Below are 20,845 nucleotides of genomic sequence, written 5' to 3'. Positions count from 1 at the left end.
CGCGATGCCCGTCCGCTGGCTCGATCCGTCGCCGGTGTTGCGCATCGAGCGCTTCAACAGCTTCGACGAATTCCGCCCCAACGATGTTATCGGTGGAATGAGAAGCACACCGCTGGACTCGTCGCCCATCTCGGTTTCGCGAAGCATTCTGGCACTTCCGGACTGTCTTCTCGTGCTGCAGCGGTCCTTCGCGCGGCGAATGGAGGGAGATCTCGGCGCCAATCGCGGGGTTGGGATCGTCATTCCCTTGGCTTTCCACGCGACGATGAACGGGAATCCGGTCGAGGATTCCACGATCGGCGTCATCCGCGGCCGGGCGCCCGTCGACGTCGTTGAACGGCATGCAAACACCTATCTCATGCTGCGCTTCGGTTCCGACATGAGCAATCGCGGCTGGGCCGACTTCGACGATGGAATCGAATTGTACCGGCTGGCGCCGTTGAAGATGCTGGCGATACGATCGGCAATTCTTGACATGTTCTGCCTGGCCTCCAGCTGCAGGGATCTCAGGGAATTCGAGCTGCTGAGCGGAAAGCTCCGGGAAACGCTGGTCGCCGGGCTGGACAGCGCCCTGGTCGAGGACAGTGTCAAGCGGGCACTTCCCGGCTCGTTCGACCGGCATCGGAAACTTGTCGAACGCCTGGATGAACTGATGGCGACGATCGGAGATGCTGACCTCTACAGCAGCGCTCTCGCACAGACGCTCGGCACTTCCGTTCGAACGCTCCAGACCGCGGTGCAGCACGTCCACGGCGTTAGCCTGCACCAACACATTCGGTCGAAGCGGATGTGGTCGGTGCGCAAGCTCCTCGTCAAAGGAAGCCCGCTTCTTACCGTGACCGCCGCGGCACATGCCAACGGCTTTTGGCATCTGAGCGACTTCGCCAGATGTTATGGCCGAGCCTATGGCGAGACGCCGTCGGAGACTCTCGCGCGGGCGCGAGGGGCCTAATCCACTGTGTGCCTGTCCAGGCTGTGTACCGGCTAAAGCCGCCGAAAATCATGGAGTTCGGCGTGGTGGCCCAAAATGCCGAGACAGATTCCCAAACTTTTCCAGTTACGCCCGTCGTTCTTGGCTTTCTCACTTCCCTAAAGCGCGATGAGATTGGGTTGAATCGTCATCGCGCTTTAGCTTCTTGTTTGAGCATGATCTTTTCGGAAAACCGCTTCACACTTTTCCATGCTCTAGGGAGCGCCACTCAGAACAAAACCGCCAGAAAATGCAGGTTGGCGAAATCGGCGCGCCTCGGCTCGCGATGCCTCAGCTGCACGGATACTGCACGACGGAGGAAACGCGCGGAAACAGGTAGTAGCTCTCGGCGATCGGGATCGTCCCGCTGAACGTATAGCCGAGGTTGGGCGTGTATTGAAACGTCACCTCGCCGAGTATCAACGATATGTTGGCGGGCGAGGGAGTGCCGAGGGCCGACGGCAAAGTTATCTGCTGACCTACTGGCCGCGGGCTTCCGTTGAGCGCCTTACTCCAAGTCACGGTTGGTTTGCCATTAGCGTCCGTGGATACTTCCGACACCGTAACCGTCGCGCTTCCGGCGGAATAGGGAGCGATCGTCACCGTGGACGCGCCAAGCATGGTGCTCAGCGCTGAGTCGGTGACGCATGCGTTTCGTGATACCAGGTCCGCCACCGTGTGGGCGGTCTGGCTGACCTTGACACTGATCGCGAGCGCGTTCCCAAGTTCGATCCCGCCCACAAAGAGCAGCAGCATGAACGGCAGCACGATGGCGAATTCCACCGCGGCCACGGCGCGAACGTCGACCCATAACTTCCGGACGCGATGAACGCTCGGGCTCATGAGTTGATAAAGGCCTCGTTCTTGAAAGCCATGGACGCCATTATGAGGCGGTTGCCGTTCGAGAGGTTTGCCAGATTGAAGCCGAGTGGACCAAGGACAACCGGCCACTGATACATCACCCGCACGACTACGATGTCACCGGGATTGCCCGGGTTGAACTGCCAGGTGTTCGTCACGTTTCCGTTGCTGTCGAAGGTCAGCGATGGCGCGCCCGCGTTCGCCGAAGTCCATGCGCCGGCCACCTGGACGTCGATCATCAATTTACTGCAGTTGAACAAGATCACGACGTTTGAGCAGACCCTCTGGGCAAACTGGCTCTGGGTCAGGTTCTGGGCCTGCGCCTGCCCCGTCAAAATCGTCCGGCTCGATTGGATCACCACCGTTTCCAGGGCCTGCTGGGCAAAGAACACCACGAAGGTCTGGATGAGCGCGACCAGCAAGGCGATGAACGGCGCCCCGACCAGCGCGAACTCAACCGCGGTTGCGCCCCTCCGGTCGGCGGCGAACGTTCGCCAGCGGCGATGTTTGGTGGTGGGCGCGGCGTGCGTGTCGGTCATGACTGCCTTCGCTACTGAGTCAGACGGGGATCGGACGCGACCTTGAGGAACAGCGCCTGGAGTGCGCCCGTGATGTCGCCTCCGGTCTGGACTTCGGTGTACAAGCCCGGCGAGGCGCAGGATTGCAGGTTTGCTTCGACCTGGCTGGACGTCCCGTTGTAGGGATGGACCCATGTATCGTACCAGGCGTTGCTGTTGTGGAGCGCTGCGTCGTCATATTGGGTGTAGAGCACCGCGATCCGGATATTCCGGTTCTTGATGGTGGTGCAGATCGTGGGGTCCAGCGGCTGCTGGCAGCGCTTGCCGGTGAGAGTCTTGTTGCAGGAACTCGTGTAAGCGTCGGTCGAAATGTTCACGTCCTCGACGCCATCGGTCACGAGAAACACCACTTCCTGTGGCGTATCGTTAGCGAGGTTGGTGCCATTCCCCGGATTCGGCATGATCTGGTTGAGGCCGCTCAACGCACCCGCGATGCTGGTGTCGGCGTCGCTGTTGTTGTTCGACGATGTCAGCCAGTTGTTCTTGTACACGGGCAGCACTTGAATACTGGCGGCTGCGTTCTGGATAGTCGCCACCGTGTAGCTCGTCGTCGAGGCGGGCGTCACGGGAGTTCGCACCACTCCAGGCTTTCCGGAAGGCGCGAAGATCGGCGAACTGCTGTTCAACTGATAGTCGAACGAGTAGATCGCGACCCCGTAAGTATTCCTATTGATGTTCGATATCTGATAGGCGGTATTCATCAGTGATTGGACTGCCTGCGTGACCAGATCGATGCGTAGCGTGAGGTTGAGGCTGCGGGCGAGGGCGTAATTGTCTTGATTGGCGCCGCCCGGATTTCCCAGATTGTCCGCGGAAGGATTGGTTTGGTGGCATGCGAAACCGCACCCCTTGGTGCCGGTTGAATCGACCTGCTTTTGCGTGTTGGCGATCAACGTGTTGATGTCGCTCGTGGTCGCGCCGATGGCCATCGAGGGCGAGTCGTCCAGCAAGAGATAGAAATTGATGTTGGGTGCGCTCTGGTTGCGCGTGCCCGACTGGCCCGCGAACGGCCAGCTCGCCTTCTGAAGGATGGCCGGGAAGGCATTGCTTGACGCTGCGCTGTAACAGACCTGGACGTTGCGAACGACCTGATTGTTTGAGTTGACAGCGTCAGTATAGACCACGTCCGCGCCGGGGCAGGGGGCGTAGGTGCAGTAGCCCGTTGTGGGGTCCGGCTTGCTGCAATTGACCGCGACCGTGAGAGTTGGGTTTCCGGCCAGGTTGCCGTTGTTCACCAGAGTATTTGCGGTGATGTTGAAAACGTTCTTTGCGGTCGCTTGGGCGACCTGCGGGCTCTGCTGCATCATCGCCGAGGTGACCGCGGCAACCGCGGCCGCATCAGTTGCGGCGTCGAGGTTGACCTTCATGTGCTGCTCATGCGTGTAATCCAGCGCCATGCCGAGCAGAAAGATGGTCGGAAACATCGCGAGCGCAAAGATCACGGCGACGTTGGCAGCGCAGTCTCTGGCGAAACGTAGTATAAAGCGGCGGAGCATGATCCTTGTCCCAATTGCGACCAGCCGCTGCGGCAGAGGCGCTTCTCGCACTTGCAACACAGTGGACCGGAGCAAGCACAGCCTTCTCGTCCGCCGATCGGTTCGGCAGGCTTGCAATATTGGGATACCCTCTTAAGCAATGCTTACTTGCGTTGAGTGAACATTGGACCGCCAAAATCAGCGGCTGCAAATCAAGGCGGCTTCATTAACGAAGGATAAATGTCGAGAACTGAAAATGGGAGTGTCGGGCAAGAGATTCGAAGGGAAGGCACGGTTCTAACCGTCGAAGCTCACGGTGCCAGAAATGACGTGCAGCTGTAACTGCTGAAAACAGAGCCAATCATCGCTTCGTACCAACGGCCTCCTGGTGGCGGCGGACTTGACGTGATCACGTATATCTGGATTGCGTGATATTGGCTGCCGGAGCAGCTGCGTGCTTTCCGATGCTGCCAACCGGCGCTCGTTCTCGACAGCATCGTTGGCGCAGCGAGCATTGATCTACGCAGCAGGACCGTTCGTCAATTTGGTGCTGGCCGCGGCGCGATCAACCTTGAGGGTGGCGGGTCTGCTTTTGCCTGGCTCGATATGAGACTGGAGGTGCTGATTGGGGCGTTCTCTGCTTCCATCGGCTTGTCCAATCTCCTCCCCATCTTGCCATTGGACGGAGGTCGCCTCCTCCTCATCGCATTCGAAGCTGTCCGCGGCAGGCGGGTCGGCGAGAGAGACGAGAAGCGCCTGCTTCGGATCGGCTTGTCAGTCCTCGCGAGCACCACTGTCGTCTCGGTTCTTTTCTTGTTCAAGGTCATCGGCTGATCTGTCGGCGCGGTTCTTCGACGGGACTTTCCCTCGTCTGATCAAGCCGTCGGCGATCGAGCGCCAATCTTCGCGGCAATTTGTGGATCGAGGATAGCCCGTGGCCATAGCGGCCGCGGACATCGCTGGCGCATCCGACGTAGATTCGGAGACGCCACCCGACGGCGTGGTCAGTCGGATTGTGTCCAAATCTGTCAACGCACTGTAATGAACGCTCGCTAAGGTGACCCGCGCGTGACGTTTGTATGAAGTCGGATTTCCGCCCATGTTTGCGGCTCTTCATCTGCCGCGAACCGGCGTGCTGTTGTGGCAAACTGTGTTTTTCGGACTGAGCCTGTTCTGTCTTGCCGATGGTGCCGACGCCGGGCAAGACGAACAGGTTCGTTTCGAGATCGCAGCCCAGCCGTTGGCGAGCGCGCTCGATGCCTACAGCGCCGCTACGGGGCTGGAGGTGTTTTACGATGGCGCACTCGTGGCCGGGCAGCGCTCTCGCTCCATTCATGGCGTGCTGGAGCCGAAAGCCGCCTTGCGCGAACTTCTGGCGGGCAGCGGGCTGGCTGCGCGCAGCACCGGGACCCGCAGCTTCACGCTTGTCTCGTCGGCATCGATCCGCGTCGCCGGCGGGATCGATCAATCCTATTTCGCGACGCTTCAGAAGGAGGTGTCACGTGCCCTGTGTGGCCACGCCGAGACCCGGCCCCGCGACGTCGATCAGTTGCTCAAGCTCTGGATTGCGGCGTCCGGCCTGGTCGAGCGTGCCCAGTTGTTCGATATCTCGACGAGCGCGCCCGTGAGTGTCGAGGTCGCCGGCGCGCTGCACGGATTGTCGCTCACCGCGCCGCCGGCGGATATGCCGCAGCCGGTCACGATCGCGATCCTCGCGCAGGCACCCGGCGAGCCGCTCCGGTGTGGCCGTGCTGCCGCCGGGCCGAGGTGACGGCCGCGCATGAGCCATTCCAATCGCGATCTGCTGCGGCGGTTCTTCGTCCTCGGTTACGATGACCTGCGTGCCAGACTGACCCGGCGGCTGGGATCGGCCGAGCTTGCCAACGACGTGCTGCACGACACCTGGCTGCGGCTCGATCGTGCGGCCCCGTCGGGCGAACTGCGCAGCCCGAAAAGCTACCTGATCCAGATGGCCTTCCATGCCGCGCTGTCGCGCTGGCGAGGCGAGAAGCGCGTGGTGAGCTTGTCGGACGCCAAGGCCGCGATCGGCGTCGTGCCGCCGTCCTCGGCGGGCCCGATCACCCCGGGGCAAGGGTGATATCGAGGCCTATTCGAAAGGCAGCCTGTTGCTCGGCTTGTCGCGCATCATGACCACCTTCGGCGGCGACATCGTCGCCTGGTCGGCGGAGGGCGACATCAACGACGGCCGCGGCTCCAAGACGACGCAGGTCTACACGCCGCCGAAGCGCGTCTATGACAATTATGGACGGGTGATATTGTCGCCCAGCGTTCCCACGACCGGGGCCGGCAACGCAACGCTCAACCCGATCCCGGAAGTGCGGCCCGGCAATGTCGATTTGATCGCGCCGCTCGGCACCATCGACGCGGGAGAAGCCGGCATTCGCGTCTCCGGCAACGTCAACCTCGCGGCGCTGCAAATCGTCAATGCCGCGAACATTCAGGTTCAGGGCACGTCGAGCGGGATCCCGACGGTGCAGGGCCCGCCGGTCGGCGCGCTGACCACGGCATCAAACACGGCGGCCGCGACCCAACAGGCGGCGCCGCAGCAGCAGCAGGGCAGTGGCCAGCCGTCGATCGTGATCGTCGAGGTTCTCGGCTACGGCGGGGGAGAGGGGTCTTCGACGCCGAATCCGGATCGCGATCAGAAGCAGGACGATCGCGAGCGGCGCAGCCAAAATCCCGACAGCGGTTATCAGGTGCTGGGAGCCGGGGAGATCACGATCGACGAAGCAAAGCAGCTGATTGCGGATCGCCGCCGTCAGATGCAGCCGTAGTCGAGATGTCGGTCGATCAAATGCTTGTTTCGGGCGCGAGGAACTTGACCGATATCAGCTGCACACGGTCGGCGGCACGGTCGCGATCCAGTCGAGACCATAGAATATCGCGAACGCCGACGGGCCGACCGGCGAGATAATCCGAGCGGGGCAGGACGCAGCAACGATCACGCCGGGACGACGATATGGTCAGGCGCCATGCCCGCACGGTGACGCTCATGCATCGCGGTGTAAGCGGCCTCGATATGTCGGGTGAAACGTTTGGTATCGAACAACGGCGCCGTCAGCCGATTGGCCGCCAACCTGGTCTTGAGCGCCGCGAGCCTCGAGGGATCGGTCGCAAGATCGACCGCCATGCGCTCGTAAGCCTCCGGCGATTCCGCAATAAGCTCGGGCAAGCCGATCGCATGGAGCAAGCTTGCTGCGACCCGACTGGCAAAGGTGTCGCCGAGAATGGTCAGCACCGGCAGGCCGGCCCATAGCGCATCGCTGGTGGTCGTGTGGGCGTTGTAGGGAGTGCTGTCGAGGAACAGGCCGGCGAGGCGATGGCGTGCGAGATGGTCGGGCAACGACATGCGCGGTGCGAACACAAGGCGCTCCGCTCCGACGCCGCGCGCGACCGCCTCCTTGCGCAGATTTGCGGCAGCGTAGGCGTTGCCTTCGAGCAGCCACAACATGCTGCCCTCGACGCGGCCGAGGATCCTCATCCACCGATCGAACATGTCAGGCGTGATCTTGTGGTTGTTGTTGAAGCAACAGAACACGAAGCCCGCCGGTGCCAGCCCGACCTCGCTGCGCGTAAACACGCGATCGGCAATGACGCGCTTGTCGTCGTTGGCCTGATAGCTGCCCGGCAGGGCCACCACCTTTTCGCTGTAGAATTCGCGATGGTGATCCGGGATCACGGTACGATCGGCGATGATGTAGTCGATGAACGGGGCACCGAGTGTTCCCGGGTAACCCAGATAATTGACCTGGATCGGCGCAGGCCGGCGGCCAAGGACTCGGGTGCGGGATCCCCCGGTGAAGCCTTTCAAATCGACCAGGATGTCGATCTCCAATCGCCTGATCAGGTCGGCGAGCTCATCGTCCTTGATGTCCCGGACCTCGACAAATCGATCGAACGAAGCCTCCAGCCGTCGGCGCATCTCCGTAGGGTCGTTGGGCGACCATGAGATTGCCACCGTCTCGAATTTCGACCGGTCGTGGCATTCGAACATCCCCGCCATCAAAGCCGATGTCGCGTGGTTGCAGAAATCCGACGAGAAATAGCCGATCCGAATTCGATCGTGATCGTAGCGCTCGCCCCGCCAGCGCTGGCTTTCAGACGGCGGATGATTCTTCGCAGTCCATCGCGTGGCGCAGAGCAGTTGGTCGGCGGCCGATGAAGGAATGTTACAAAACATGAATGGCGGTGTCGTCGCGTTTCGATTCCTGATCGACCCGATCAATTGGTCGCATTCGGCGTCAAAGTCGGCCCAGTCGCAAAGGTGAGATTTGACGTGCAGACGATAGCCTTCGATGTCGGCCTCGTCCGGTTTGAGCGCGACGGCCTTGTCAAAGGCCGCGAAGGCCTCATCATAGCGCGCCAGCATGGATAGAACCTTGCCGCGGTTGGCGTAGGCCGCCGCATCGTCGCCCTTGTGCTGGATCGCCTTGTCGATGCTGGCGAGCGCCGCCTCATGATCCCTGAGCCTCAACAGCGCCGTGCCGCGGTTGTTGTAGGCCTCGGCATAGCCGGGCCGCAAAGCGATCGCTTGGTCGTAGCTCGCAATCGCCTCTTCCAGACGATCCAGCCTGGTCAGCACGTTGCCGCGGTTGTAACACGCGCCGGCAATTCCCGGAGCCCGGTCGTAGCTCGCGAGCGCATCATCGAACCTTTCGAGGTCATTGAGCACGTTGCCACGATCGTTGTGCACACCGGCATCGTTGGGCGCGAGCGCGAGCGCCCTGTCCAGGCTCGCCAGGGCCTCCGCGAGCCGCTGCAGCTTTCGCAGCGCGGCGCCCCTGTTCCGATGGGCGTCTGCATGGTCAGGCACCAGCGCGATCACCCGATCGTAGCTTGCGAGCGCCTCTTCGTGGCGTCCAAGCTCCGCGAGCGTGAGTCCGCGATTGTAGAGCGCCGGCGCAAGGTCTGGCTGAAGCGCGGCCGCCCTGTCGAAGCTCGCGAGCGCTTCGTCGAAGCGACGCAACGCGCGCAGCGTGTTGCCGAGGTTGTTGTGCACGTCCGCGACGTTGCCGTTGAGCCTGATGGCGCGCCGGATCAGGTCGACGCCGCGCTCGCTGCGGCCGGTCTGCGCGGAAATCAGGCCCAACAGATGCAGCGCATCGAAGTTGCTTGGCTGCTGTCGGAGAATCTCTTCATAGATCTTCTCCGCTGCCGCCAGCTGCCCCCGCTGATGCAGCGCGACGGCCTGCCCGAAGGCGAGCTGCAAGGCGCTCGAACTGGATTTTTGAGCTTCACCTGTTTCGGACATCCGGTTTCTTCAAACGCTCCAGGTCCGATCCGTGTTTTCAAAAGCAGTTGCAACAAGCGAGTCAGTAGCGTCAGGTCTTGAGCTTCAGGCCTTGAGCGTCAGGTCTTGGCCCTCACGCTGCCAGACATGTCGGATCCTGCTCCCGCGATGTGGATCGCCCGTCCATGAAAGGTTGAAAACTGGCAGATCGCCCTCGATTGCGCAACGGCTTCCAGGAACAATTCGAGGAATAGGCGGGCCGAAACGCGTGGTCCTTGGCCTGCCTGCCGCTGGATATCTTCCTTGCCTCGAAAGCAACCGGCGGACGTCGGACACCCGCTCGTGATGGGCGACCTGCGCGCCCGCCGGAAGGCCGGGCTGCTTCTCAATCAGCGCATGCTCACGCCGCGGCGAGCACCGGTTGCGCCGGCCGCCGCGTGATCGTCAGCGACAGCACGGCCGCGACGATGCCGGTGAGGCCCGCGATCATGAAGGCCTGCAGATAATCGCCCTGGGCCGAGCGCATGAAGCCGGCGAAGAACGCGGCGCAGGCGGCGCCGAGCTGATGGCCCGCCACCACCCAGCCGAACACCAGCGGCGCGTTCTTGTCGCCGAACGCCTCGTTGGCGATGCGCACGGTCGGCGGCACGGTCGCGATCCAGTCGAGACCGTAGAACACCGCGAACACCGACAGGCTCACCAGCGAGAAATCCGAGTAGGGCAAATAGATCAGCGACAGGCCGCGCAGCCCGTAATACAGGAACAGCAGCTTGCGCGGATCGAACCGGTCGGTGAGCCAGCCCGACAGCGTGGTGCCGAACAGGTCGAAGAACCCCATCAGGGCGAGCAGGCTCGCCGCCTGCACCTCGACGATGCCATGATCGCCGCAGAACGCGATCAGATGGGTGCCGACCAGGCCGTTGGTGGTGAAGCCGCAGACGAAGAAGGTGGCGAACAGGAACCAGAACGCCCGCGTCTTCGCCGCGCGCACGAGGTTCGAGACCGCGGCGACGAACGGATTGCCCTGCGCGGGCGGCGCGACATGATCGTCGTGCCGGCTGCCATAGGAGCGCAGGCCGACCGAAGCGGGCCGCTCCGGCACCAGAAAATACACCAGCGGAACGAGCGCCGCGCAGCAGGCGGCCACCGTCAGCACCACCGGCTTCCAGCCGCCCCATGCCACCAGCGCCGCGAGGCCCGGCATGAAGATCAGCGTGCCGGTCGCGGTCGACGCCGTCAAAAGCCCCATCACGAGGCCGCGATTGGTGGTGAACCAGCGGTTGACGATGGTGGCGCCGAGCACGTTGGCGACCGCGCCCGAGCCGATGCCGGACAGCAGTCCCCAGCTCAGGAACAATTGCCACGGCGCCGTCATGAAATAGCTGGCGCCGGTCGAGACGGACATCAGCACCAGCGCGCCCAGCACGGTGCGGCGGATGCCGAAGCGCTGCATCACCGCCGCGGCGAACGGGCCGGCGAGGCCGTAGAGGAAGATGCCGACCGCGGCCGATGAGGAGATCACGCCGACGTCCCAGCCGAACGCCTGCTGCAGCGGCAGCATCAAGACGCCCGGCGTCGCGCGCAGGCCGGCCGAGGCGAGCAGCGAAAGGAAGATCACGGCGACGACGACGAAGGCGTAGTTCTGGCCGAACGGCCGTCTCGAGGCGGGGACGGCTTGAATGGACGGATCTGGCATGTTACTGACCGGTACGTGTTGCGATGGGCGTGTATACGTACCGGTCAGTAACATTGTCAAGCCCCGCCGCGCGGCGGGATCCGGAGAACCGTCATGACCAAGACCGTCGACCCATCCGCAGACCGCCCGGCCCGGGCCGCCGACCGGATTCGCGCCTCCGCGAGCGAGCTGTTCTATCGCGAGGGCATCCGCGCCGTCGGCGTCGACGAGGTGGTCGAGCGCGCCGGCGTCACCAAGCCGAGCCTCTATCGCAGCTTCGCCTCCAAGGACGATCTCGCCGGCGCCTACATGCGCGACTACGAGGCGAACTTCTGGGAGAAATTCGAGAAGCCCGGCGGAAAGTCCTATTCCGATGCGCGCGAGCACGTGCTGGCCTATATCCGCATATTATCCAGTAACGCCGTGGCCGAAGGCTATCGCGGCTGCGGGCTTTCCAACGCCACCGTGGAATATCCGTCGCGCGACAATCCGGCGCGGCAGGTCGCCGAGGCGCACAAGAAGCTGTTTCGCAAGCGCCTGCGCGAGCTCGCAGCCCTGATGGGTGCGCGCCAGCCCGCCGTGCTCGGCGATGCGCTGTTGCTGCTGATCGAAGGCATCTACAGCACCGGCCAGCAGTCTGAAGACGGGCCGGCGCAGTCGGCGCTCGCGGTGGCCAAGCTCCTGATCGATGCGAGCGTGGCGAAGCGGAGAGGCGGGTGAGCAGCCCAAGCGCGCGAGTCCGCTTGAGCTGACGCGGTTAGGGAGCGGCCCGCCGCCTCACGACCAGCGTCGAAACACCAGGCTGGCGTTGACGCCGCCGAATCCGAAGCCGTTCGAGATCGCGTGCTCGATCGCGATTCGCCGCGCCACGGTGCCGACGAGGTCGATGCCTTCGGCGGCCGGATCGGCATGCTCCAGGTTGAGCGTCGGCGGCGCGATCTGGTCGCGCAGCGCAAGGATCGTGAAAATCGCTTCGACGCCGCCGGCAGCGCCAAGCAGATGCCCGGTCGCCGACTTGGTCGCGCTCACGGCAATCCGTCCCTCGCGCCCGAACACGCGCTTGATGGCCTCCAATTCGCTGAGATCGCCGATCGGCGTCGAGGTCGAATGGGCGTTGAGATGCTGGATCTCGTTAGGAGGCAGCCCGGCCTGCCGCAGCGCCGCCTCCATCGCGCGCCGCGCGCCGTCGCCGTCTTCGGGACCCGCAGTGATGTGATAGGCGTCCGCCGTGGTGCCGTAGCCGATGAGCTCGGCGATCGGCTGCGCGCCGCGCCGCAGCGCGTGCTCCAGCTCCTCGATCACGAGCACGCCGGCGCCTTCGCCCATCACGAAGCCGTCGCGGTCGCGGTCGAACGGCCGCGACGCCCGCGCCGGCGCCTCGTTGAACGACGTCGACAGCGCCCGCGCCGCGGCGAAGCCGCCAAGCGCCACCGGCTCGATGCAGGCCTCCGCGCCGCCGCAGATCGCGATATCAGCCTCGCCCGACCGGATCAGCCGCGCGCCGTCGCCGATCGCCTGCACGCTCGCCGCGCACGCGGTCACCGGCGCGCCGATCGGCCCCTTGTAACTGTGCCGGATGGAGACGTGCCCGGCAGCGAGATTGGCGAGGAACGAGGGAACGGTGAACGGCGACAGCCGGCGCAGCCCGCTCGTCTCCGCGGTGCGCACGGCGTCCGCGATCGCCGGAAACCCGCCGATCCCGGATGCGATCACGGTCGCGGTGCGCGCCTGCGCCTGCGCCTCCGCCGGCATCCAGCCGGCCTGCGCCACGGCCTCGGTTGCGGCCAGCAGCGCGAACAGGATGAACCGGTCCATCTTCTTCTGGTCCTTGCGCGGCGCCGCGGAATCCGGATCGAACCCGCCCTCGGCGTCGGTGGCCTTGCCAGGCACCTGTCCCGCGACCCGCCCCGGCAGCGCCGCCGCCCAATCAGGCAATGCGCCAAGCCCCGACCGCCCCGCCAGCAGCCTCGACCACACCAGTTCGGTGCCACAGCCCAGCGGGGATACCGTTCCGAGGCCTGTTACGACAATGCGACGCATGGTGCTCCTGTCGCGCCCTTCGGGTGACCCGGCGTGGCCGGGATTCGAGACTGCCGGGGGCGTCGGGTCTGATTTATATGATATCCATCATCTATGGTCTCGGCCGGCCGGACGTCAAGGTATTGACTGCCCGCTCGACGCCGTTGGTCCAGCGGCCAGGACGCGGCCCTCTCGAGGCTGAAACAGGGGGTCGCTTCCCGCAAGGGCGCGCCAAATGTTCGCTATTTCCAGACGTTGCAAGCTCGACCGCGAATCCAGCGGCGGACGTTGCTGATTTCCGCTATGATGGGGCCATGACGATCGGGATTACCGGACCCGGCCGGAAGGCACCACGGCAGAGTGGCGTGGTCAGGCTGATCGTTGCGGCCGTCGTCATCGCGATTGGCCTGGTCCTGCTCTCGCTCGCGAGCGACTTCCTGGTCGATTGGCTGTGGTTTTCCTCGATCGGCTACCTCAAGGTTTTTCTGACCGCGATCGGCGCCAAGGCGATCGTCGTTTTCGCCGTCCTGGCAGCGACCAGCGTCGTCCTCGGGTTGAACGGCGTGCTGGCGACGCGGTTCGCCATGCCGCAGCCGCGACCGAAGCCGGTCCTCCCGTGGCAGGTCGCCGGTGTCGCGGCGGCGCCCGATCCGTCCGCGATACTGCGCGAGCGATTGACCCGGCCGTGGTTCATCGCGCTCGCTGCGGGTCTGCTCGCCGTGCCGGTTGCCGCGAGCGAAGCCAATAACTGGAACATCTTCCTGCAGTTTATCTACCAGGTGCCCTATGGCGCGGAGGATCCGCTCTACGACAAGGATATCGGCTTCTATCTGTTTGCGCTGCCCGCCTATCTCGCGATCAAGAACTGGATGCTGCTCGCGATCGTCCTCAGCGCGCTGTTTGCCGGCGCGATCTACTGGGCCCGCGGCGACATCGAGTACGATCTTCACAGCCGGTCGATCTCGCCGACGGCGATCGCGCATGGCTCTGCGCTGGCAGGTCTGCTGTTCGCGGTGAAGGCCTGGTCCTATGGGCTCGACCGCTATCTCCTGCTCTACGGCGACAATGGCGTCGTGGTCGGGGCGAGCTACACCGACGTCCATCTGGGGCTGCCGGCGCTGTGGCTGATGATCGGGCTTTCGATCGTCGCGGCGTTCGTCGCATGGGCCAATCTGCGGGTCCGCACCTGGCGGCTGCTTGCCGCCGCCTTCATCCTGGTCGGCACCGGCTCTGTCGTGCTGTCGAGCGTCGTCCCTTCGCTGTTCCGGCATTTCGTCGTCAAGCCGACGGAGCTGCAGCTGGAGAAGCCCTACATCGAACGCAACATCGCGCTCACCAGGCAGGCCTACAATCTCGACCGGATCGCAGCCAGGCCGTTTGCCGCCGAACAGCGGCTGACCTCCAGGACGCTGGAAGCCAACAGGGCGACCATCGACAACATCCGGCTCTGGGACTGGCCGCCGCTGTCGGATACCTACGCGCAGCTGCAGGAGATCCGCACCTACTACAAGTTCCACGATCTCGACGTCGATCGATATTGGCTCGACGGCGCCTATCAGAGCGTGATGCTCTCGGCCCGCGAACTGCGGGCCTCGCTGCTGCCGGCGAATGCCCAGACCTGGGTCAACCGCCACGTGCTGTTTACGCACGGCAACGGCGCGGTGATGAGCCCGGTCACCCGCAAGAGCACGGAAGGACTGCCGTTCTTCTATCTGCGCGATATTCCGCCCGTTGCCGACGGCGGTCCCGAGATCGCCGAACCGCGCATCTATTTCGGCGAGGAGAGCGACGACTACGTCATCGTCAAGGCGAGCGTCCCGGAGTTCGATTATCCGAAGGGCAAAGACAACGTCTATGCGGCCTATGGCGGCAGCGGCGGCGTGCCGATCGGCGCATTGGGATGGCGAACGCTGTTCGCCTACTACTTCAACGACGCCAACCTGGTTCTCTCGAGCTACATCACGGCCGACAGCCGGATCATGATCCGGCGCAACATCACCGAACGGGTGCGCACGATCGCGCCATTCCTCAGGCTCGACCATGATCCTTATCTCGTCATCAGCAACGGGCGGATGTTCTGGATGCAGGATGCCTACACCACGAGCGCCTATTTCCCTTCGGCGCAGCCGGTGCCGGGGCTCGATCTCAACTACATCAGAAATTCGGTGAAGGTCGTCGTCGATGCCTATAACGGGACGGTCGATTTCTATCTGATCGATTCGCGCGATCCCATTGCGGCGACCTATCAGCGCATCTTTCCGGGCCTGTTCAAGCCGTTCCCGGCGATGCCGGCGGATCTGCAGAAGCACATCCGCTATCCGGAGGATCTGTTCCTGATCCAGGCGCGGCTGTATCAGACCTACCATATGGAGCAGGCCGAAACGTTCTACAACCGCGAGGACTTCTGGCAGTTTCCGCGCCAGCCGGGCGGCGACGGCACCTCGGTGATGACCCCGTATTACATCATCATGCGGCTGCCCGGCGAGCCGCAGGCCGAGTTCTTCCTGATGGTTCCGATGGTGCCGAGCCGTCGCGACAACATGATCGCCTGGCTCGCGGCGCGCTGCGACGCGCCCGACTACGGCAAGCTGATCGTCTACGAATTCCCCAAGGACAGACTGGTCTACGGGCCGTTCCAGATCGAGGCGCGGATCAATCAGAACACCGAGATCTCGCAGCAGCTCACGCTGTGGAATCAGATGGGCTCGCGGGTGATACGCGGCGCGAATCTGCTGGTGATCCCGATCGAGAACTCGATCCTTTATGTCTCGCCGCTCTATATGCGCGCCGAGCTTGGACACCTGCCGGAGCTGAAGCGCGTCATCGCGGCCTATGGCGAGCACGTCGTGATGAAGGAGACGCTCGCTGATGCCCTGGCTGCGTTGTTCGCAGAGCCCGCTACGGAGCCAAAGGGTTCAAGCGCAACGGAAGCGGTGCCCCCTGAGGGCGGGGCGGCGAGTCCGGCGCAGCAGGCGCTCGATCGCTACAACCAGGCGGTGGACCGCTTGAAGGCCGGAGACTGGAAAGGGTTCGGCACCCAGTTCGACGGCCTGCGCGAGCCGCTGGAGGAGATGAACCGACGCTCCGTCGGCCACTGATGGCGCGGGGGTGGGGGCTAAAGCATGATCCGGAAAAGTGCGAAGCGGTTTTCCGGAAAGATCATGCTCAAACAAAGAGCTAAAGCGCGACGACGATTCAACCTGATCTCATCGCGCTTTAATGAGGCCCGGAACGCCTCGCAAGCAGCCGCGACCAGACCAGTTCGGTGCCACAGCCCAGCGGGGATGACGTTGGAGTATTTTGTAGCTACAAAATAACTGTGAAGATCATTTGGGACGAACCGAAGCGGCTCGCCAATCTCGACAAGCACGGGATGGATTTCGCCGATCTCAACGAGCGGTTCTTCGACACGGCGCTGGTTCGCAAGGGCAAGATCAATCGATATCAAGCGATATCAAGCGATCGGCGTCAACATTCGCGGCGTGATTGCGGTGGTCTTCGCGGTCTATGGCGTGGAAGCCGTCTGCATCATCAGCATGCGGGCCGCCAGCAAGCCAGAAAGGGACCTCTATGAAGAAAACCGTCGCTAAGAAAGCCTACACAAAGGCGGATATCTTAGGACGAGGGCGCCACCAGATCGCATCACCTTCGGGATCGTACTCGACGTCGTTCTTCAATGACTTCATGACGACGGCAAGCATTTCGTAGTTCCTTGTCCGGAGGTCGTAGATGCTCACGCCATTACGCTTGGCGATCTCCGCGACGATCTTCTTGCCATCGGTCTTAAAGACAGTGTGAGTAGCAAATGGATGAGGATGCTCGAGCGTTTCTCTAACCTCATCCATGATCTTGCGGATTTCGCGTAACCCGACACCCGCAGTCGCGAACGTGGCTACGAACCGCAACTCCATCAGGTTGGTGAAGCTGACGGCTACCTTGCCCGCAACCCGGCCGAGCTGATTGTCGATGACCGCGACCTGCTTTCCTGTGTGCCCTTCGACCCAGACCCGGACGACATCTTGAGGGGCTTGCACGAGCTCAGCGACCTCGGGAATCGTGTAGATTCCCGTTTCCAATAGGTCAGGTCCAGAGGCTCTTTTCACTATGAGGGCACCTGTTTCGCGAGCATCATCTTATGCACTAAATCAGTCGTTGTTGGCAATCCTGTAACAATTCCTGCGATTCAAAGGTTGGTAAACGGAGCAGGTCCTGCGCCAGCCACTCACTTCATCCCCTCCAGCACCCTCCGCACTTCCCCCAGCAACGCTCGCATCTCCCTCCGCTCCGCGATCGCATCCCTGCTGAACAGGCCATGCTTGCGCGCATTCCGGTTTGCCCTTGGCGCGCCGGATCCCGGTGCGCCGCCGTGCATGCGGCAGCGCGTCTTGCCGTGCGCCGCCGGCGCGCGGCACGTGCCGCCGATGCGGGTCCTGGCGCCGCAGCGCGAGCTCGCTTGCATCGGGCCGACCTGTCTGGTGTGATCGCTCATGCCTGTGCGGCCTGCCTGCCATCTGCGTCTTCGCGCCGTCGCCCGCCGCGCACGGCCTTCGGCGCCTTCCGCGCGGCGGACGCCGGCGTCTGGTCCGACACGATCACGCTTGCATGCTGAGTGATGGTGCCGACGATAGCGTTGCCGCCGTCCTCCACCTTCACATTCTGCACGGTGATGGCGGGCTCGCGCTGGCTGCGATAACGATTCAGCGCGTCGATCTGGGCGGGAAAGGTGCGGGTGAGCCGGCCGAGCGCCCGCGCCGCGCTGTCATGCTGGGCGAGGTCGTCGGCATGCGCGAGGTGATGGGCGCAGCGCATCGCCATCACATGGACCGACACCATCTGCGCCACCAGCATGGCCTCGACGGAATCCCGTGGGCCAATGCTCTTCACCATCGAGATCATGAAGGCGAGGTTGACCTCGCAGGGCTTGCCGCCGCTCACGCTGGCCTTGACCAGTTGCCGCAGGATGCCGTCCATTGCGTCGCGATCGGCGGCGCCCAGCGCGTTCGCCATCAGCGCTTCGCCGAGCTTGCGGTCGGGATGGTCGATGGCGTAGCCGCGCCGCGAGAGTTTTATGCGCGGCGTCGCCGTCTGGGCCGGGACGGGGGCGGCGGCGGTCGTCGGGACGGCGATGTCAGGTGCAGTCGTCATGGCGATGGTCCTTGGGGTGTGCGCGGCATGCGCGCAGGCGATTGCTCGCTGCGGCAGCCGGTGCGATGTCGATGGTGGGGAGGGGTTGGCGGCAAGCGCGATCGTCGCGACCGCTGTGGCGGGCGAGGGGGGCGCTTGCACGATTTCGGAATATTGGAAATATGTCCCTGAGTTGCCCGACGTGTCAAGTTGCTTTCTCGAACGCCGGCGGGAGGCCGCTTACTGTGCATGGGGTTGTTTTCGATATTTTGGTGGGCGCCCCTGCCGCCGGCAGTTCCGCCGCCGCCAGGCGCAGTCATGCCGGCAGGGCACGGGGCGATAACCCGCCGGCGGGTATCGCGTGCCGGCTGGATCATTATACTGGCCGAAGCGTTGCAACCCGGACGCGGCCTGACCGCCGGCCCTGGGATCAGGGGCTTGGGATCAAGGAGACGAGATGAGCGAGACCCGATGAACGAAATTGTGGGCTTCCCCGATCCCGACTTCGATCTGTCCGATGGTTTCAAGCCGCACACCTCGCATTGGGGCGTGTTCTCGGCGCGGCTCGGCCAACAAGGCCTCGAAGTCCGGCCCTATGGCGGCGATCCCGATCCGAGCGGCATCATCAACAACTTCCCCGGCGCGCTGCGCCACCAGGCGCGCATTGGCAAGCCCGCGATCCGCCGCGGCTGGCTTGAGCGCGGGCCCGGACCCGACGATCGCCGCGGCCGCGACGAGTTCGTCCCGGTCAGCTGGGAGCGGGCGATCGACCTGCTCGGTGGCGAGCTTTCGCGGATTCGCGACACGGCCGGCCCGGGCGCGGTGTTCGGCGGCTCCTATGGCTGGTCCAGCGCGGGCCGCTTCCACCACGCGCAGAGCCAGGTGCATCGCTTCCTCAACATCGCGCTCGGCGGTTACGTCCGCTCGGTGAACTCCTATTCTTCTGGCGCGTCCTCGGTGCTGCTGCCGCAGATCCTGACCGGCTACGAGGACATCACCAAGCGCAACGTCACCTGGGAGCAGATCGCTGCCGAGACCGACATCGTGCTGGCGTTCGGCGGCATGGCGCTGAAGAACTCGATGGTCGCCGGCGGCTCGATCAGCAAGCATGTCGAGCGCGGCGCGATGCAAGCGGCGCATCGGCGCGGCTGCCAGTTCATCCTGGTCAGCCCGCTGCGCGAGGATCTCCCCGTCGAGGCCGGCGCCGAATGGCTGACGGCGACCCCCGGCACCGACACCGCGCTGATGCTCGGCCTCGTCCACACCCTCGTCAGCGAAGGCCTGCACGACCAAGCCTTCCTCGATCGCTACACCGAGGGCTGGCCGGTGTTCTTGCGCTATCTCATGGGCGAGAGCGACGGCGTGCCGAAGGGCGCCGACTGGGCCGCGCCGATCTGCGGCATCGATGCCACGACGATCAGGACGCTGGCGCGGCGGCTTCCCGGCCGGCGGGCGCTGATCACCGTGTCGCATTCGTTGCAGCGCGCCGAGCATGGCGAGCAGCCGGTGTGGATGGGCATGGTGCTGGCGGCAGCGCTCGGCCAGATTGGCCTCTCCGGCGGCGGCTACGCCTATTCGCTCGGCGCGATCGGCTACTACGGGCGCAGAGTCAATGCGGTGCCGGGGCCGACGCTCGGGCAGGGCCGCAACGGCGTCGCCGACTTCATTCCGGTGGCGCGCATCGCCGACATGCTGCTCAAGCCCGGCACGACCTATCGCTACAATGGCGAGACGCGCACCTATCCGGATATCCGCCTGGTCTATTGGGCCGGCGGCAATCCGTTCCACCACCACCAGGACCTCAACCGCCTGCGCAAGGCGTTTGCGCGGCTAGATACGCTGGTCGTGCACGAGCTCGCCTGGACCGCGACCGCGCGCCACGCCGACATCGTGCTGCCCGCGACGATGACGCTCGAGCGCGAGGACATCGGCTATTCCAGCAACGATCCCCTGATGGTCGCGATGCACCGCATCGCAGAGCCGTTCGGTCTCGCCCGCGACGACTACGACATCTTCGCCGATCTCGCCGAGCGGCTGGGGGCCCGCGAGCCCTTTACCGAAGGCCGCACGTCGCGAGAGTGGCTGGAGCATCTCTACGAGCCGACCCGCAAGGCGCTCGCCGCGCGCGGGCTCGAGTCGCCCAGTTTCGATGAGTTCTGGGCGCGCGGCAGCCTGGTGGTGCCGCAGCAGCTCGACGACGGCGGCTCGCTGCGCCGTTTTCGCGAAGACCCGGTGGCGCGGCCGTTGCCGACGCCGAGTGGGCGCATCGAGATCTTCTCGCAGAAGATCGCCGATCACGGCGATGCGGATTGTCCGGGCCATCCGGTCTGGCTCGAGAAATCAGATACGCCGACGCCGGATGCGCCGTGTTTCCTGGTCGCCAACCAGCCGGTGACGCGCCTGCACAGCCAGCTCGATTTCGGCGGTCACTCGCTCGAGGCCAAGCATCGCGGCCGCGAGGTCGCCCGCATGAATCCGTGCGATGCGGCGGCGCGCGGCATCACTGAGGGCGACATCATCCGCATTTTCAACGCGCGCGGCGCCTGCCTTGCCGCGGTGCATGTCACCGACGGCATCGCGCCCGGCGTGGTGCAGCTGCCGACCGGCGCCTGGTATGACCCGATGGACCCCGAGGAGGACGCGCCGCTCTGCGTGCACGGCAATCCGAACGTGCTGACCCGCGACATCGGCACCTCATCCTTCGCGCAGGGCTGCACCGGCCAGCTCACGACCGTCGAGGTGGAACGTTTCAACGGCAATCTGCCGCCGATCCGGGCGTTCGATCCGGCGTAACGCAGGAGCCGGAAGAATGTGACGCGGTTTCGCGACAAACGCGTTGCGTTTGCGCGGGGATCACGAACAAATCATCGGCGGGGCGCTGGATGGCGCCCA

Annotated in this window: 18 protein-coding genes; 9 read left to right on the top strand and 9 right to left on the bottom strand. The window is 64.1% G+C overall.

The features are described 5' to 3' along the window. Positions 1–4 precede the first annotated feature (4 nt). Positions 5–952: a helix-turn-helix domain-containing protein gene (locus ACVISU_RS13630; RefSeq protein ID WP_456707285.1), complete on the top strand. Its 948-nt coding sequence runs from the start codon at positions 5–7 to the stop codon at positions 950–952. A gap of 309 nt (positions 953–1,261) precedes the next feature. On the opposite strand, the gene ACVISU_RS13625 is transcribed toward ACVISU_RS13630, so the two are convergent. Genes ACVISU_RS13625 through ACVISU_RS13615 form a run of 3 tightly spaced genes read right to left on the bottom strand, consistent with a single transcriptional unit; the run spans position 1,262 to position 3,905 of the window. Beyond that, positions 1,262–1,762, bottom strand: coding sequence for a TadE/TadG family type IV pilus assembly protein (locus ACVISU_RS13625; RefSeq protein ID WP_456707284.1), 501 nt, complete (start codon positions 1,760–1,762; stop codon positions 1,262–1,264). A 47-nt stretch (positions 1,763–1,809) separates the two neighbouring features. Continuing rightward, positions 1,810–2,370 (bottom strand): TadE/TadG family type IV pilus assembly protein, encoded by a 561-nt coding sequence (locus tag ACVISU_RS13620; RefSeq protein WP_456707283.1) that lies wholly within the window; start codon positions 2,368–2,370, stop codon positions 1,810–1,812. A gap of 11 nt (positions 2,371–2,381) precedes the next feature. Then, a complete protein-coding gene (locus ACVISU_RS13615) occupies positions 2,382–3,905 on the bottom strand; it encodes a TadE/TadG family type IV pilus assembly protein (protein WP_050402616.1) in 1,524 nt (507 codons plus the stop codon). Between the two features lie 585 nt (positions 3,906–4,490). Here ACVISU_RS13615 and ACVISU_RS13610 point away from each other — a divergent pair. From ACVISU_RS13610 to ACVISU_RS13595, 4 genes are all read left to right on the top strand, one after another. Then, positions 4,491–4,718, top strand: a complete 228-nt coding sequence (locus ACVISU_RS13610; protein ID WP_050402615.1) for a site-2 protease family protein — start codon at positions 4,491–4,493, stop codon at positions 4,716–4,718. 241 nt (positions 4,719–4,959) lie between these two features. Then, positions 4,960–5,655 (top strand): STN domain-containing protein, encoded by a 696-nt coding sequence (locus ACVISU_RS13605; protein WP_456707282.1) that lies wholly within the window; start codon positions 4,960–4,962, stop codon positions 5,653–5,655. A gap of 9 nt (positions 5,656–5,664) precedes the next feature. After that, the gene (locus ACVISU_RS13600; protein ID WP_456707281.1) at positions 5,665–5,982 is read left to right on the top strand and encodes an RNA polymerase sigma factor; all 318 of its coding nucleotides are present in this window, start codon (positions 5,665–5,667) and stop codon (positions 5,980–5,982) included. Positions 5,983–6,031: 49 nt separating this feature from the next. Next, on the top strand, positions 6,032–6,679 hold the full coding sequence (locus ACVISU_RS13595; protein ID WP_456707280.1) for a filamentous hemagglutinin family protein: 648 nt from the start codon (positions 6,032–6,034) through the stop codon (positions 6,677–6,679). 167 nt (positions 6,680–6,846) lie between these two features. Here ACVISU_RS13595 and ACVISU_RS13590 read toward each other — a convergent pair whose 3' ends face one another. Next, entirely contained in the window at positions 6,847–9,156 is a 2,310-nt protein-coding gene (locus ACVISU_RS13590; RefSeq protein ID WP_456707279.1) for a tetratricopeptide repeat protein, read from the bottom strand. A 379-nt stretch (positions 9,157–9,535) separates the two neighbouring features. Beyond that, positions 9,536–10,831, bottom strand: a complete 1,296-nt coding sequence (locus tag ACVISU_RS13585) for an MFS transporter (RefSeq protein ID WP_456707278.1) — start codon at positions 10,829–10,831, stop codon at positions 9,536–9,538. A 93-nt stretch (positions 10,832–10,924) separates the two neighbouring features. On the opposite strand from ACVISU_RS13585, the gene ACVISU_RS13580 reads away from it, so the two are divergent. After that, the gene (locus ACVISU_RS13580; RefSeq protein WP_456707277.1) at positions 10,925–11,530 is read left to right on the top strand and encodes a TetR/AcrR family transcriptional regulator; all 606 of its coding nucleotides are present in this window, start codon (positions 10,925–10,927) and stop codon (positions 11,528–11,530) included. 57 nt (positions 11,531–11,587) lie between these two features. On the opposite strand, the gene fabF is transcribed toward ACVISU_RS13580, so the two are convergent. Next, positions 11,588–12,850 carry a beta-ketoacyl-ACP synthase II gene (gene fabF, locus ACVISU_RS13575; RefSeq protein WP_456707276.1) on the bottom strand — a complete coding sequence of 421 codons (1,263 nt, stop codon included), beginning with the start codon at positions 12,848–12,850 and terminating at the stop codon, positions 11,588–11,590. Between the two features lie 293 nt (positions 12,851–13,143). Between fabF and ACVISU_RS13570 the strand changes: the two genes are divergently transcribed. After that, positions 13,144–15,927 carry a UPF0182 family membrane protein gene (locus ACVISU_RS13570; RefSeq protein ID WP_456707275.1) on the top strand — a complete coding sequence of 928 codons (2,784 nt, stop codon included), beginning with the start codon at positions 13,144–13,146 and terminating at the stop codon, positions 15,925–15,927. A gap of 221 nt (positions 15,928–16,148) precedes the next feature. Beyond that, positions 16,149–16,403, top strand: coding sequence for a hypothetical protein (locus ACVISU_RS13565; RefSeq protein WP_456707274.1), 255 nt, complete (start codon positions 16,149–16,151; stop codon positions 16,401–16,403). 22 nt (positions 16,404–16,425) lie between these two features. Here ACVISU_RS13565 and ACVISU_RS13560 read toward each other — a convergent pair whose 3' ends face one another. The 3 genes from ACVISU_RS13560 to ACVISU_RS13550 all read right to left on the bottom strand — a co-directional run bounded on the left by ACVISU_RS13560 (position 16,426) and on the right by ACVISU_RS13550 (position 17,974). Continuing rightward, the gene (locus ACVISU_RS13560; protein WP_456707273.1) at positions 16,426–16,905 is read right to left on the bottom strand and encodes a hypothetical protein; all 480 of its coding nucleotides are present in this window, start codon (positions 16,903–16,905) and stop codon (positions 16,426–16,428) included. A gap of 146 nt (positions 16,906–17,051) precedes the next feature. After that, entirely contained in the window at positions 17,052–17,318 is a 267-nt protein-coding gene (locus ACVISU_RS13555; RefSeq protein ID WP_456707272.1) for an HGGxSTG domain-containing protein, read from the bottom strand. Next, positions 17,315–17,974: a hypothetical protein gene (locus ACVISU_RS13550; protein WP_456707271.1), complete on the bottom strand. Its 660-nt coding sequence runs from the start codon at positions 17,972–17,974 to the stop codon at positions 17,315–17,317. The genes ACVISU_RS13555 and ACVISU_RS13550 overlap by 4 nt, the downstream gene beginning before the upstream one ends. 450 nt (positions 17,975–18,424) lie before the next feature. Between ACVISU_RS13550 and ACVISU_RS13545 the strand changes: the two genes are divergently transcribed. Continuing rightward, positions 18,425–20,746, top strand: a complete 2,322-nt coding sequence (locus ACVISU_RS13545; protein ID WP_456707270.1) for a molybdopterin guanine dinucleotide-containing S/N-oxide reductase — start codon at positions 18,425–18,427, stop codon at positions 20,744–20,746. Positions 20,747–20,845 lie beyond the last annotated feature (99 nt).

The organism is Bradyrhizobium sp. USDA 4452 (genome assembly GCF_054063575.1).
Note: the sequence above shows the minus strand (reverse complement) of the source record. Positions and strands in the feature narration are given on the sequence as shown.